Genomic DNA, 13114 nt, shown 5'->3' on the forward strand with positions numbered 1-13114 from the left:
GAGGACAGTCTCGCCGACCGTCACACGAAGATGATCTGGGCGCCCTCTGAGAGCTCGATGAAGTCGGCGGCCGAGATGATCCCCTCGACCCGCGAGTACAGGTCGTCCTCGGTGAGGTGCATCATGTCGGCCGACATTCGGCACGCCCACAGGTGACCGCCGGCATCCGTGATCATCTCGAGGAACTCGGGGACGTCCGGGACGTCGATGCCCTCGATCTGCTTCTTCATCATGTGGGTGGCGAAGGCCGTCATCCCCGGAAGGCCCATGAGCGAGGGCGGCATGTGCGTGGCCGGGTTGCCGACGGGTGTGAACTTGAGGTGCGCCATCGTCTCCTTGTTGATGACGTCGAAGCCCCAGAACGTGAAGAACAGGTGCACGTCGACGCCCTCACCGAGGGCCGCGTTGGCGAGGACGAGGCCGGGGTACGCCATGTCGAGCGAGCCCTTCGAGCAGATGATGCAGAGCTTGCGTCCCGACTGCTCGTCCTCGAACGTCGGGATCGGGGCGCTTTCCAGCACGGTTGTCACGATCTCTCCTCTCTCACACGCAGCCGACCGGCTTCGGCAAGCCGGCGACGTACGCCATCTTCTTGGCTGGCTTCTTCGGGAACAGCGTGAACATGTCCTTGGTCGACACGCCACCGACCGTTCCCATGCGGCGCAGAGTGGGCGTCTCGCCGTTCGCCTCGTAATCGGCGCGGGCGAAGCGGATCGCCGCCCAATGGCCGTCCGTCAGCTCGAGGCCGATGTTCTCGGCGAGCGACGACGCCAGTGTCTCCGACCACTGGGACGGGTTGACGAGGAACCCCTCCTGGTCGACCTCCACCTCGTGCCCCGCGATCGTTGCAACCGTCATCGTTCCTATTCCTCTCTCTTCGGCTTCGGCACACGCTTGCCCGCCATCGACATTGCGTTCGGCACGGGGATGCGTCTGCCGGGGAGCAGCAGGTTCCAGTAGGTCGTCCGAAATGCCAGCTTCCCCAGATGGTTCAGCCGGGACTCGGCGAGCAGGCGGAACGGCCCGACCCTCGGCAACGGGTAAGTGCCCGGGAGCGGCTCCGTCTCGTAGTTGAAATCGATGAGCATGGCCTTGCCGTTCCCGCTCTCGACGAAGCAGTTGGCGTGCCCGTCGTAACTGCGGGTCATCGGCTCGCCGGCGACGTGCTCGAGGAAGTTGTCGACGAACACCTCGCCGCCGAAGTGAGCGGACGAGCCCGCCTTCGATGTCGGCAGGTTGGCGGCGTCGCCGACGGCCCATATGTCGTCGTACCCGGTGGCGAGAAACGTGTGCTGGTCGACCCGCACGTGGTTGAGCTCGTCTCCGAGCCCGGAACGGGCCACGAAGTCGGCGCCCATGTTGAGGGGCACCGTGACGAGCAGGTCGAACGGAATGCGGCGATCGTCGAACGACACGAGCTCGCTGCCGTCCACTCGCTCGACGTAGAAGTCCGCCTCGAGTGCGATGCCGCGATCGTCGAGCATGCTGCCGAGGCGCTCGGCCGCGATCGGCTTCGTGAAGGCGCCGGAGAGCGGGGTCACGTACGTGATGCGCGTCCGATCCCTGATCCCCTTCTCGGCGAAGTAGTCGTCGGCCAGGAAGGCGAACTCGAGTGGGGCAACCGGGCACTTGATGGGCATCTCGGTGATGTGCACGACGAGGTCTCCGCCGTCCCACGCCTCGATCGCACGCCGCAGCTCGACCGCGCCTTCGAGGGTGTAGAACTCGTGGACCGACTTGCGCCAGCCGGGCCCCACCATCCCCTCGGTTTGGTCGGGTCGCGGTCTCGTCCCGGTCGCGATCACGAGCTGGTCGTATGCGATGACTTCGCCACTCTCGAGCCGAACGATGTTCTCGTCGGGAACGACGAGGTCGACCTCGGATTGGATCAGCGTCACGCGTTCGGGCAGCAACGGATGCGTGGCGCGCACGAGGTCGGCCTCGTCGGCCTTCCCGAACGGGACGAACAGCAGGCCCGGTTGGTACACGTGCTGGGGCGACGGCTCGACCACGACGATGTCCCACGCTGGGAGTCGCTTCTCGAGCTTGTTCACGATCATGGTCCCGGCCGTGCCGGCACCGAGCACCACCAAGCGCTTCATGTGCCCGTCCTTTCTCTCCCTGCGAACGTATTCGGTTCTCCGGTTTCCCGGCAGGGCCGAAAGGCCTGGTGCGGCGGGGCGCCGCCGGGCCGGGTTTGACCCGACGCGGAGCGACGGCGACGATCCGGTCGATGGAGTCACCAGCAGATGCACGCACCGTATCGGTCTCGATCGAGCGGAGCGCCTCCGACGTCTACGAGCTCCTCAGGCACCCTGCCAGCTTCCCGTTGTGGGCGAGTGGGCTGGGCTCGACACTCGAGCCGGGCCCCGACGGCTGGACGATGGAAGGCCCCGAAGGGCCAGTGACGGTCCGCTTCAGCGACCGCAATGACTACGGCGTGCTCGACCACACCGTCGTCGTCGGACCGGGCGTCGAGGTGCACATGCCGATGCGGGTGGTTGCCAACCGCGGCGGCTCCGAAGTTTTGCTGACTGTCTTCAGGCAACCGGGCATGACCGACGAGATGTTCGAGCGGGACGTCGATTGGGTACGCCGCGACCTCGCCACCCTCGCTGGGCTGATCGAGGGCGGCGAGCTCCGATCCGATGGCACCCCACGACGAGAGGAGGATCCATGACGTCCGACCAAGACCGTGCCGATGGGCCCGCCGAGGAGATCCCTGTCAAGGGCGAAGAACTGATCGGCAAGGTGAAACAGCTCATCCACGAAGGCAACGTCCGGCGCGTGACGATCAAGAACGAGAAGGGTGAGACGATCGTCGAGCTCCCGCTCACCTTCGGGGTCGTCGGGGCTCTCATCGCTCCGACCCTGGCGGCAGTGGGCGCCATCGCGGCGTTGGTGACGGACTGCACCATCACGATCGAGCGCACGAACGCGGCAGCCGACTGAGGCGGACCGAACAGGGTCAAGAGACCGTGCGTGGGCGAGCCACGACGGTGGAGAGCCCGACGATCGCCGCGCCCCAGAGGAACAACACGGGCTGGAGCCATGAGCTGAGCCCGATGAATCCGATCTGCACCACGATCCAACCCATCAAGGCGGCACCGACGATCCGGTGACCGTTCATCGCCGATGATGCCTGCCGCACCGCGGCGACCACGACGACTGCCGGCACGACGGCGTTCACCGCGACGAGGGCGATGCCGGCCAGCACCGGCGACTCGAACGGCAGGTCGGATGAGAACGACGAGGCGTCGATCGCACCCGTGGCGAGTGAAACGCCGCCCGCCAGCGCTCCCACGGCCAGGAGGATCTCCAGCACGAAGACCAGCCATCCGCCGAGCGAGCGGATCGGCCGACGAACTCCAGCGGCATGACTTGTCGCGGCCCTCATCGCACACCTCGATTCTGGACGTAGCCCGGGCGGCCGGGTAAGAGGCGACGGGCCCCTCGAGAGAGGAGACGCCCGGGCTACGCCATACCTAAGACCTCACGCCATCCCGAAGCGCCCAGAGCACATCCTTGATGCTGACGATGCCGAGCAGCGTCTCTCCCTCCATGACGGGAAGGTGCCGGTGCCCTGTGGCGAGCATCCAGTCGGCGGCGTCCTCCACGTCGTCGACCGGGGCGATCACGTCGGGTGAGGCGGTCATCCACCGCTCGACCGAGGCGTCATCGACGTCGGCGCCTGCCGCTATCGCATGCACCAGGTCGCGCTCCGTGAGGATCCCCACGACCTTCGGACCGTTCATGACCGCCACCGATCCGATGTCCGGGTCGACCATGCGAACGGCTGCTTCTCGCAAGGTGGCCGCGGGTGCCACCGTGATGACTTCGCCGCCGAGGAGCGCTCTCACTTCCACGATCACCTCCGGGTCGCCTCTCGTGAGATCTACCTCACACGAGGCGCGGCCACCAGGGGCGAACGGACGTATGCGCACGGAGCCGGGAGGCGATCATCCAAGGCCGGGCTGCTGCGAGCCTGTCACGCGTCGGTTGAGCCACGGGTCCTCCCGGCCCGGCCGGAGGGTCCTGCCCGGCGCCCCTACCATTCGTAGGGCATGGAACAGGTCGCCCCCGCGCAGTCCGGATTCAACCCGGGCACGGAGTCGGCGTACCGGCTGCGGCGCGAGGCTCAGGTGACGCCATTCGAGAGGCTCGGGGCCGTCGCCGGGGCCGCCTCGTTCCTCGTGATGATCGTGTGGGACCACGCGGTGGCTCCCGAGTTCGCCACCCGGGTGATGCCGATCCGTCTCGGGGTAGCCGCCGTGCTCGTCTTCGGCCTTCTCCCGATCACGTTCACCAGGGCCGGCCGGAACCACCTGCTCGTCCAGGTGGCGGCGTTCACGGTCGTGCTCGGCGGCTTCTCGTGGGTGCTGGCCGTCCTCCCCGACGGATTCGACATCGGCCTGGCCGGGCTCACCATCGGCGTGGTGTTGATACCACTGGTCGCGATCGAGAGGTCCCAGGTCGCGGTGCTCGGGGCGCTGGCGTTGGTCGTCGCCAACGTGGCGATGGCGGCCTCGAACGAATCACGCCAGACGTTCACGAACGTCAACACGTGGATCGTGCTGTCGCTGGCGTTCGCGGCCGGTGTCTGGTTCGTGTTCGACAGGGTGAACCGCAGGCTCTTCCTCACGGAGCGGGAGCTCGACGCCGAGCGACGCAGAGCAGACGACCTGCTCGAGAGCATCCTCCCCCGCGCGGTCGCCGATCGACTGAAGTTGAGCCGCGAAACGGTGTCCGACCGCTTCGAGTCGGTGACGATCCTGTTCTCCGACCTCGTCGGGTTCACCGCTTTCTCGAAGACTCGAGAACCCGACGTCGTGGTCGGCCTCCTCAACGATCTCTTCTCCCGATTCGACGAGAACGCCGAGCGGCTCGGGGTCGAGAAGATCAAGACGATCGGCGACGGGTACATGGCGGCGGGAGGGGTCCCGAGCGCGCTGCCCGACCACGCAGCCAGGGTGTCCGAGCTGGCCCTCGCCATGCTGGACGTGATGGACGACTTCAGAGCAGTACACGGCGTCGACTGGCAGATTCGGATCGGCGTGCACACCGGCACGGTCGTGGCAGGCGTCATCGGCAAGCGGAAGTTCGCCTACGACCTCTGGGGCGACGCCGTCAACGTCGCCAGCCGCCTCGAATCGACGAGCGCCCCCGGCCGAATCCATGTCTCGGCCGACACCGTTGCACTCCTCCCGGACTCTTTCGAGGCCGAAGGGCGGGGGGTCATCGACCTACGCAACCGGGGGGAGCTGCCGACGTTCTTCCTCAACCGCAAGCAGCCGAGCCCGATCACCCCGGCGGCGGCGAGCAGCAGCTGACCCAGATCAGCCGGTCTCGGGGGCGGCCGCCACCCCGGCGAGCTCGGCCGCCAGGTCGACAAAGTCCTGCGCCTCGGCGATCTTGTCGGCATACGTCTGGAGGTCTCCGGCCCGCAATGCCGCATTGGCGGCGTCGAAGGCGGCCTGCGCCGATGCGAGCAACTCGGCTACCTCGTCCGGGACCTCACCGCCGGGAGGCGGCACACCGCCTCCACCGTCTCCCCCGCCGAAGATGGCGGCGAGCGCATCGTCGAGCGTCTCGCGCATGACGATCTGCCCGTTGAAGGACACCACGACCCGCTTGAACTCGGGAATGCCCGCCGTCTCGGCCTGGGCCTGGCCGAAGCCGGGGGCGGTCTGGTCGGCTTCCGCGCCGGCGGCGAGGTAGATGGGCTGCACGTAGAGGAGGGACTGCTCGATCGGGATGACGAGCATGCTCCCTTGGATGACGCGTGAACCGCCCTGACCGAGCAGCGTGAACTCGGGTGAGATCTCCTCGTCCTGGTTGATGAACTCGCCGACCTGTCCGGGGCCCTGCTGGGCGCTCTGGGCAGGGAACCTGAAGTCGATGAGCTCCCCGTAGTCGTCCTCGTCGCTCTTGGCGACGACGAAGGAGACCATGTTCGGCCGGTTGGCAGGCGTGAACGGCTGCATGATGATGAACGACAGGTCGCTCTCTCCGGGCAGCCGCATGAGCAGGTAGTACGGCAGCATCGGCCGGTTCCCCGGGTCGTCCGTGTTGAACACCGGATTGCGGAGGTCGACCCGGCGCTCCGACGTTGCCGGGTCTTTGGCGATCTGCCACGGGTCGACGTTCGAGTAGAACTGGCCGGGGTTCGTCATGTGATAGAGCGTGTAGACGTCGCTCTGGATCCTGAACTGGTCCTCCGGGTAACGGAGGTGTTGCCGCAGCTCGTCGGGCATGTCGTCCATGTCGGTGAACACACCGGGGAAGATCCTCTGCTGCGCCTGGATCAGCGGGTCGTCCTCATCGACCACGTAGAGGGTGATCGTCCCGTCGTATGCGTCCACCACCGCCTTCACCGGGTTGCGCAGGTAGTTGAAGGACGAGGTCGGCAGCCCGAGGACGCGATCGAGCCTGCCGGTGTCGGCGAACGTCGAATACGGGTAGCGATCGGAGACGGAGTAGAGGTCGACCACCCATTTGAGGCGGCCGTCGATCAACACGATGTACGGGTCTGCGTCCGGGAAGAGGAAGGGCGCCACCTTGTCGACCCTGCTGCGAACGTTGCGCTGGATGAGCACCCGGCTCTCCGGGGTGAGATTGTTCGAGATGAGCGTGTCGATGTCCCCGAACCGCAAGAAGAAGGCGACGCGACGAGCCAGTCCCCCAAGGCGGATCCCGCCGTCACCGTCGTAGTTGTTGTAGTTGATGTTGCTGTCGCCCTCGCCGACCGGGAAGTCGGCCTCGTCCTCGTTCGTATTGGCGACGAGGTACTCGTCGGTCGCCGTGTCCGAGAAGTAGATGCGAGGCTGTGCGATCGCCAACTCGGGCACTGCGGTGTCCGGTGGGATGTCCTTCACGAAGAAATCGGGCTGGCCCTCGACGGTGACGTCGTTGGCAGGGCTGATCACCGCTCCGAATCCGTGGGTGTAGACGAGGTGGCGGTTCACCCAACCGCCACCGGGGATGTTGGCCTCGTCGAGCTCCCTGGCCGAGGCGACGACCTGGGTGAGGCGCTGGTCTCCCGTCTCGGCGTCGGTGAGCGTGTACCGGTCGATGTCGACGTCGGCGATGTTGTAGAACGTCCTGATCTCTTGGAGCTCCTTGTATGTCGTCACGAGCACCGAAGGATCCCAGAGCCGGATGTTGTCGATCGTGTCCTGGTTCGCATCGAGGCCCGCCCGCGTCAGATCTGCTCCGGCGGGGAAGTTGCGCACCTCGATGTTCGTGAGGTCGTACGCCTCTCTCGTGAACTCGATGTTGTGGGCGACGAAGTCGATCTCCTTGGCGCGCTCGTCCGGAGCAACCCGGAACCGCTGGATGATCGCCGGATAGAGGCCTCCGACGACGATCGACGTGAAGAGCCACAGGCCGATCGCGACCAGCGGCAACGTCCAGCCGCGAAATCTCAGGTTGACGAGCATGATGATCGCGGCAACGACAGAGATCAGGATGAGCAGGTTGAGAGCGGGGCGCTGGGCGTTGAAGTCCGTGTAGGAGACCCCGACGACCGGGCCCCGAGTCGAGTACAGGAGCTCCCAGCGGTCGAGTGCGTATCCCACCGCCTTGAGGAGGGCGAGGAGGGCGAACAGCACCGAGAGGTGCACCTTGACGCCTGGTGTGACCCGGCGCGTCGTCTGCACCTGGATGCCGCCGTTCAAGTAGTGCAGCGCGGCGGTGACGAGCGCCACGACGAGCACCAGCTCGAACAGCCATCCGAAGACGGCCCGGTACAGCGGCAGGTCGAAGACGTAGAAGCCGACGTCCATGTTGTAGATCGGGTCGACGGTCCCGAAGCTGCCACCGTGACGCCAATAGAGGAACTCCTTCCAGAACGACGCGGCTCCCAACCCGAGCGTTATCCCGAAGAAGCCGGCAACCAGGAGCCGGACGCCTGCAGCCCGCGGGCTCATCCACCCCTGGAAACGCTCGATGATCTCCTCGTCTGCGCTTCCCGTGAACGCTGGGCGCCTCGGCGAGAGGCGGTCGGCGAGCGTGAGGTTCGCCCAGAACAGCCCGAACGCGACAACGGAGGCGACGACGACCATCCACACCCGCGTGAGGACGAGGGTTCTCCACACACCGGTGCTGGCGACGGAGTCGTACCAGAGATAGTCGGTCCAGAACGTCGCGATCGACCTAGCGGTGAAAAGGGCCACCAGCGCCACGATGGCGATGATCATGACGAGGCGACGAGCGCCGCTACGCGGCCGGATGTCGATCGGTTCCGGGTTGATCATCAGGGGATTCTATTGGCTGTGACGCCTGAACCTCTCGGCGAGGCGCCGGCGCGTCATAAACGGGGGTCCTTCTGACGGCGGGAACGACGAGGAAGGTGTCAGATGGGGACGATCGCGCTCTGGCAGCTCGGCGCCGCAGGGGGTAGGAGGATCCCGTCCGGGAGGGGACCCGACGGGTCCCACGTCGCCCCGGTCTCGGCAGGGCAGCCGTCCCGGCACACGGCGCCCGGGCAGACGGCGGTTACGGCAGCCACGCCGAGATCGGCCAGCGCCATGAGGAGTCCCTCGTGATATGCCCTGATGGCGGCGAGTCGCAGCCGCCGCTCTGCGTCGTCGGTGCGCCAGGCGCGAAAGACCTTGCTGGCCGCCGCAGACACCTGGCGGGCTCCGTCGCTCGAGGCCAACGCGCTGCTCACAGCCTCGTGGAGAGCGTCCACGAAACCGGCTGTCGCGATTCCGGGGCCCTCCGACCCGGGCTGCGGCGTCTTCTGCGAGCCGACCATCTCAGCGGCCGCGCTGTGGCCCGCGAGGTAGCTCTCCCGCTCCAGCTGGCGGATCTCGGGACCGAACGACGCTGCAACGAGCGGGCGGTCCGGCAACCAGCCGGGCTCACCGACGCGCACCTCCTCGAGGACCCGGTTCTGCAGGTCGACGATGTCACGTTTGACGGCCCGCAGTGCCCGATTGGCGATGGGCAGGAGCAGACGGTCCCGCAGCTCGAACGGATCGACGGCGGACTGCCGGGCAACCGCCACTGCAGTTCGACCGGCGTCGTCGCGACGCTCGGTGCCATCCTGCGCCGGCTCGGCGTTGGGTGTGGTGACACCGACCGCATCGTGCGGAGCCTCGGCTCCTGGGGCGCGCAGGCTGGCGAAGAGGTTTTCAAGCTCGTCGGGAGCCTCGGCGGGCTGTTCGGGCTCCTCGGGCTGCGCGAGCTGCTCGGGCGGCTCGGGCGCCTCGGGTGCCGCCTCGACGTGCAGGCCCGTCTCCGGGGCGGTCTCACCCGTTGCCGCCTCGTCGTCGTGCTCGTCGGAGGCGTCGATGCGCACGGTCTCCTCGGAAGGACCGATCTGCGGCTCCGGCGCGGCGACCTCCTTCAGCCGGGGAGCCATGCCTTCCGGTTCCACGATGGTGGGTTCCTCGGCCGTGCGGAGCCGCTCGACCTCCGCTGCCATCGCATCCGCGTCGACCGGCTCGACGCCTCTCATCTGGGCCGCCGAGATGATCCTGACGGAGCCGTCGTCCTCCAGCCAGGTGTGGTCGCCGGTGCCCCCCGGGTGGGTCACCGCTCCCGTGGATGCGATCTGCAGTGCCTCCCGCCTGGTGTCTATCTCCTGCTCGAGCTGGCCGATCGAGTTGCGAGCCGCCTCCAACTCCTCGAGAAGCTCGGCTCTGCGCTGCTCGAGCGCCCGAGCTCGCTCCTGGGCGGACTCCGCCGACTGCCTGGCCGATTCGAGGATGTCCTCACTCTCGGCCCTGGCAGCCATGAGGAAGCGCTCCGCCTCGACGCGCCCCGACCGTGCCGTCTCATCGGCTTCGCGTCGGGCCTCGCTGGTGAGGCGCAGCGCCTCTCTCTCGGCCTCGGCACGGATGAACAATGCGTCCTCGCTGGCCGACTCGGCGAGGGCTTCGGTCTCGGCTTGGGCAGCGGCGATCATCTCGGCGGCGGCGTCCCAGGCTTGGCCGCGCATCTGCTCGGCGTCGACCTCTGCCTGGGAGCGGAGCGATCGAGACTCCTGGTCGGCCTCGGCCCGCCACCGGGCGGCGTCGGCCGTTGCACGGTCACGCAAGCCCTTGGCAAAGGCGCGGGCCGCCTCGAGGATGCTGTCGACCTCGGCCCCGATGGCGCCCAGCTCGACCTGGAGCCCCGCCGGGTCGGTGACCCCCACGTCCGGGGGATGACTCTCCCCCTGCGCCAGCTGGGCCTCGAGGTCGGCGATGCGCGCCAAGGCCTTCGCCTTGAACTCGTCGACCTCGTCGCGGTCGTATCCCCTCATCGAGGACGAGAACTGGCGATCGCGCAGCGACGGCGTGTCGTCGGTCATGAGTCCAGATGACGATACCTGGATGAAGCCGCGTTACCGGGCACTTCGGCGTCGCGCCACCCACGGCTGGGCCCCCTCGAGTCGAGGGGCCTCGACTCGGTTTTTGGCGGGACGCTCGCCGATCCTCTGGCTCACGCCGGGGGATTGCGTATTGGGCGACCCACACCAGGGGACTGCATATTTGGGCGACCCACACCGGGGGACTGCGCATTGGGCGGCCCACGCCGGGAACTGCGCATTGGGGCGGGACGCTCTGTTCACCCTGCTTGGCCTGACGAGATGCCACACCTACACCCGACGGGGCGTCTTACGCCGTCTCCCGCTTTGCGGGGGACCGGCGAGCGCCGCAGGCCGAGCCGAGGGGGTGGCTGCGCCCGGGTGGCGGGACCGCTGGGCCCCCTCGACTCGGTCCCTGGCGGGACGCTCGCCGATCCCCCGGCTCACGCCGGGGGATTGCGTGTTGGGCGGACGCACGCCGGGGGCTTGCCTGTTGCCGGGTCAGGCTTGGGGGGTGGGGAGGGACTCGAAGAAGGCGAGCGCGTCCTCGATGGTGGCGACCTTGACGACACCGATGTCGTCGCCTGCCGCTTCGACTGCGTCGTCGTAGTTCGATGCCGGGACGAGGACGTACTCGGCGCCGGCATCGATGGCGGCAAAGATCTTCTGCTTGATACCGCCGATGGCGCCGACTTCGCCGTCCTGGTCGATCGTCCCCGTGCCCGCGATGCGGTGGCCTCGCGTCAGGTCTTCCGGTGTCAGCTGGTTGATGATCTCGATGGTGAACATCAGCCCCGCAGACGGTCCCCCGATGTTCTGCGAGTCGATCTCGATGTCCACCGGGAACTCGATGTCGACGCTGGCGTTCTGGAGGAGCACTCCCACCATGCCCCGCTCGGGATCCTCGGTGATCGTGCCGTCCTCCTCGACTGCCCGGTACGGGCCGAGGGTGAGCGTCACCTCGAACTGCTCGAACTCCGTGTTCGACTCGTCCGTCGGCCGGTCCACGAGCAGCGACACGGTGTCGCCGGGGCTGCGACCACTGATCAAGTCGACGGCGTCCGTCGAGAACTCCACGGGCAGGCCGTCGACGGCGACGATGACGTCGTTCTCCTCGAGTGTCCCCTGCGCGGCCGAGCCGTCGACGATCCCCTGCACGAGCGCTCCCGATCCATTGAACGTGACCTCGTAGCCGAGTCGGGTGAGGGCGACGTAGACGGCGTTCTGCTTCGACTGCTCCATCAGGTCGAGGTTCTGCTGGCGAAGCTCCTCGCTGGATACCCCAGCCGGCCTGATGTTCTCCCGGGGGCTGACGTCGACCTGGCTGTCGATGATGGCCGCCAGGTACTCGAACGCGTTGACTTCCTTGAGGGACACGGTGAGGAACATGAGCTCGCCCTGCTCGACGGACTCGTCGCCGACGACATCGATGAAGTCGCTGACGTCGTTGACCGGCCCGGGCGAGAGGGCGTAGTAGGGAACGTCCAGCCTGGCGACGATGCCCGCGGCGACGCCGAGGGCGAGCAACAGGCCGCCGAGGACGAACGGCCACTTGGGAATCTTTCCTGTCGGCCGGATCGAGGGCGGGACCCCGTCCCATGACGGGTCGATCAGGACGTCCGGTTGAACGGTGCCCGGCGCCAGCTCCGTGCGAGAATCCATCGGCAGCGATGGTACTCAGCGAAGCCGGCTAGCACGGCTGGGCGGCTCGGCCTCGCCGAGTCGGTCGATCGGACCCTCCCCTCCGGCAGGAATCCGGCTCGTGCGAGGTAATAGACTCCCGGCTCCGCTGATCCGGAGGCAGGACATGCAGGCGACGATTCCACGGCAGGTCATCACCGGCGCGGTCGTGCCGCACTCGGCGGTCGTCAGCGCGGTCCTCGTCGTCGGGTTCGCCCTGCTCACGGCGGCCGCGGCCCAGGTGGCGATCCCTCTCGGCTTCACCCCTGTCCCGATCACGGGGCAGACGTTCGCAGTCCTCTTGGCAGGAGCAGCGCTCGGCTCGACGCACGGCGCGGCAAGCCAGCTCCTCTACGTCGCCCTCGGGGCGGTGGGGCTTCCCTTCTTCGCCGAAGGCACCGGCGGGTGGAGCGTCGTCGCCGGCGCAACCGGCGGCTACCTCGTCGGATTCGTCGTCGCCGCCTGGGTGATCGGCTACCTGGCGGAACACAAACAGGACCGCAACGTCGTCGGGGCCGTCTCGACCTTCCTGACGGGCAGCGTGATCATCTACGCCGTCGGGGTCCCGTGGCTCTACTTCGCCGTGGACGCCATCGAGACAGGAGACCAGGCCATCGCGGCCGGCCTGCTTCCGTTCATCGCGGGAGACGTGACGAAGGTCGGGCTGGCCGCATTGGTGCTGCCGACGGCATGGCGGGCGGTCGACCGGGTCAGGCGTTGACGCCCGTTTCGAGCCAGGATCGCGTCCGGTCGCTCTTCGCCTCCGATCGCTACGCCGCCAGCCTGGGCGTCGAGCTGATGGCCGCCGATCCGGTCACCGTCGCCCTCGCTCTCGGCGACGTGCACCGCAACTTCGCCGGGTCGACCCACGGCGGGGTCGTCTTCTCGCTGGCGGACTGCGCGCTCTCGCTGGCCGCCAACGCCGCCGGCGTCCGTGCGGTCGCCATCGACACGCACCTCGTGTTGAGCGCGGCATCCGAGCCGGGCGACAGGCTCACGGCCGTGGCGCACGAGGTCACGAGGGGCGCCAGGATCGCCTCGTACCGCGTCATGGTGACGCGGGCCGACGGCAGGGTGTGCGGGATCTTCACGGGGACGGTGTTCATCGACGCCTCCGGCGCCGGCGACGACTGAGGC

13 protein-coding genes are annotated in these 13114 nt (G+C 67.7%); 5 read left to right on the forward strand and 8 right to left on the reverse strand.

The annotated features are described in order from the left end of the window. Positions 1 to 20: 20 nt before the first annotated feature. Genes VGC47_13085 through VGC47_13095 form a run of 3 tightly spaced genes read right to left on the reverse strand, consistent with a single transcriptional unit; the run spans position 21 to position 2102 of the window. The gene (locus tag VGC47_13085; GenBank protein ID HEX9856240.1) at positions 21 to 530 is read right to left on the reverse strand and encodes a DsrE/DsrF/DrsH-like family protein; all 510 of its coding nucleotides are present in this window, start codon (positions 528 to 530) and stop codon (positions 21 to 23) included. A 13-nt stretch (positions 531 to 543) separates the two neighbouring features. After that, a complete protein-coding gene (locus tag VGC47_13090) occupies positions 544 to 858 on the reverse strand; it encodes a TusE/DsrC/DsvC family sulfur relay protein (protein HEX9856241.1) in 315 nt (104 codons plus the stop codon). Between the two features lie 5 nt (positions 859 to 863). Then, positions 864 to 2102 carry an FAD/NAD(P)-binding oxidoreductase gene (locus VGC47_13095; protein ID HEX9856242.1) on the reverse strand — a complete coding sequence of 413 codons (1239 nt, stop codon included), beginning with the start codon at positions 2100 to 2102 and terminating at the stop codon, positions 864 to 866. Positions 2103 to 2233: 131 nt separating this feature from the next. On the opposite strand from VGC47_13095, the gene VGC47_13100 reads away from it, so the two are divergent. Together VGC47_13100 and VGC47_13105 are read left to right on the forward strand one after the other, a co-directional pair. Continuing rightward, positions 2234 to 2680 carry a hypothetical protein gene (locus tag VGC47_13100; protein HEX9856243.1) on the forward strand — a complete coding sequence of 149 codons (447 nt, stop codon included), beginning with the start codon at positions 2234 to 2236 and terminating at the stop codon, positions 2678 to 2680. Then, positions 2677 to 2952: a DUF4342 domain-containing protein gene (locus tag VGC47_13105; protein HEX9856244.1), complete on the forward strand. Its 276-nt coding sequence runs from the start codon at positions 2677 to 2679 to the stop codon at positions 2950 to 2952. The genes VGC47_13100 and VGC47_13105 overlap by 4 nt, the downstream gene beginning before the upstream one ends. Before the next feature lie 16 nt (positions 2953 to 2968). On the opposite strand, the gene VGC47_13110 is transcribed toward VGC47_13105, so the two are convergent. Together VGC47_13110 and VGC47_13115 are read right to left on the reverse strand one after the other, a co-directional pair. Continuing rightward, positions 2969 to 3397 (reverse strand): hypothetical protein, encoded by a 429-nt coding sequence (locus VGC47_13110; protein HEX9856245.1) that lies wholly within the window; start codon positions 3395 to 3397, stop codon positions 2969 to 2971. 88 nt (positions 3398 to 3485) lie between these two features. Continuing rightward, positions 3486 to 3866: a CBS domain-containing protein gene (locus tag VGC47_13115; protein ID HEX9856246.1), complete on the reverse strand. Its 381-nt coding sequence runs from the start codon at positions 3864 to 3866 to the stop codon at positions 3486 to 3488. 198 nt (positions 3867 to 4064) lie between these two features. On the opposite strand from VGC47_13115, the gene VGC47_13120 reads away from it, so the two are divergent. Further along, on the forward strand, positions 4065 to 5330 hold the full coding sequence (locus tag VGC47_13120; protein ID HEX9856247.1) for an adenylate/guanylate cyclase domain-containing protein: 1266 nt from the start codon (positions 4065 to 4067) through the stop codon (positions 5328 to 5330). Between the two features lie 6 nt (positions 5331 to 5336). On the opposite strand, the gene VGC47_13125 is transcribed toward VGC47_13120, so the two are convergent. The 3 genes from VGC47_13125 to VGC47_13135 all read right to left on the reverse strand — a co-directional run bounded on the left by VGC47_13125 (position 5337) and on the right by VGC47_13135 (position 11959). Continuing rightward, positions 5337 to 8255 (reverse strand): UPF0182 family protein, encoded by a 2919-nt coding sequence (locus VGC47_13125; GenBank protein HEX9856248.1) that lies wholly within the window; start codon positions 8253 to 8255, stop codon positions 5337 to 5339. A gap of 98 nt (positions 8256 to 8353) precedes the next feature. Beyond that, complete coding sequence (locus VGC47_13130) at positions 8354 to 10300, reverse strand: DivIVA domain-containing protein (protein ID HEX9856249.1); 1947 nt, start codon at positions 10298 to 10300, stop codon at positions 8354 to 8356. Positions 10301 to 10798: 498 nt separating this feature from the next. Continuing rightward, positions 10799 to 11959 (reverse strand): PDZ domain-containing protein, encoded by a 1161-nt coding sequence (locus tag VGC47_13135; GenBank protein ID HEX9856250.1) that lies wholly within the window; start codon positions 11957 to 11959, stop codon positions 10799 to 10801. Positions 11960 to 12104: 145 nt separating this feature from the next. Between VGC47_13135 and VGC47_13140 the strand changes: the two genes are divergently transcribed. Next, positions 12105 to 12698: a biotin transporter BioY gene (locus VGC47_13140; GenBank protein ID HEX9856251.1), complete on the forward strand. Its 594-nt coding sequence runs from the start codon at positions 12105 to 12107 to the stop codon at positions 12696 to 12698. Next, positions 12695 to 13111, forward strand: a complete 417-nt coding sequence (locus VGC47_13145; GenBank protein HEX9856252.1) for a hotdog fold thioesterase — start codon at positions 12695 to 12697, stop codon at positions 13109 to 13111. The genes VGC47_13140 and VGC47_13145 overlap by 4 nt, the downstream gene beginning before the upstream one ends. The last annotated feature ends 3 nt before the right edge of the window (positions 13112 to 13114 follow it).

This window comes from Acidimicrobiia bacterium (assembly GCA_036396535.1).
Lineage (GTDB): Bacteria > Actinomycetota > Acidimicrobiia > Spongiisociales > UBA5794 > DASWKR01.

Bases quoted from the DNA above. Each gene is read 5' to 3' on its own strand.
- VGC47_13125 (HEX9856248.1), bottom strand. From the start codon at position 8,255: ATGATCAACCCGGAACCGATCGACATCCGGCCGCGTAGCGGCGCTCGT.
- VGC47_13100 (HEX9856243.1), top strand. From the start codon at position 2,234: ATGGAGTCACCAGCAGATGCACGCACCGTATCGGTCTCGATCGAGCGG.
- VGC47_13120 (HEX9856247.1), top strand. From the start codon at position 4,065: ATGGAACAGGTCGCCCCCGCGCAGTCCGGATTCAACCCGGGCACGGAG.
- VGC47_13130 (HEX9856249.1), bottom strand. From the start codon at position 10,300: ATGACCGACGACACGCCGTCGCTGCGCGATCGCCAGTTCTCGTCCTCG.
- VGC47_13110 (HEX9856245.1), bottom strand. From the start codon at position 3,397: ATGAGGGCCGCGACAAGTCATGCCGCTGGAGTTCGTCGGCCGATCCGC.
- VGC47_13095 (HEX9856242.1), bottom strand. From the start codon at position 2,102: ATGAAGCGCTTGGTGGTGCTCGGTGCCGGCACGGCCGGGACCATGATC.
- VGC47_13105 (HEX9856244.1), top strand. From the start codon at position 2,677: ATGACGTCCGACCAAGACCGTGCCGATGGGCCCGCCGAGGAGATCCCT.
- VGC47_13135 (HEX9856250.1), bottom strand. From the start codon at position 11,959: ATGGATTCTCGCACGGAGCTGGCGCCGGGCACCGTTCAACCGGACGTC.
- VGC47_13090 (HEX9856241.1), bottom strand. From the start codon at position 858: ATGACGGTTGCAACGATCGCGGGGCACGAGGTGGAGGTCGACCAGGAG.
- VGC47_13140 (HEX9856251.1), top strand. From the start codon at position 12,105: ATGCAGGCGACGATTCCACGGCAGGTCATCACCGGCGCGGTCGTGCCG.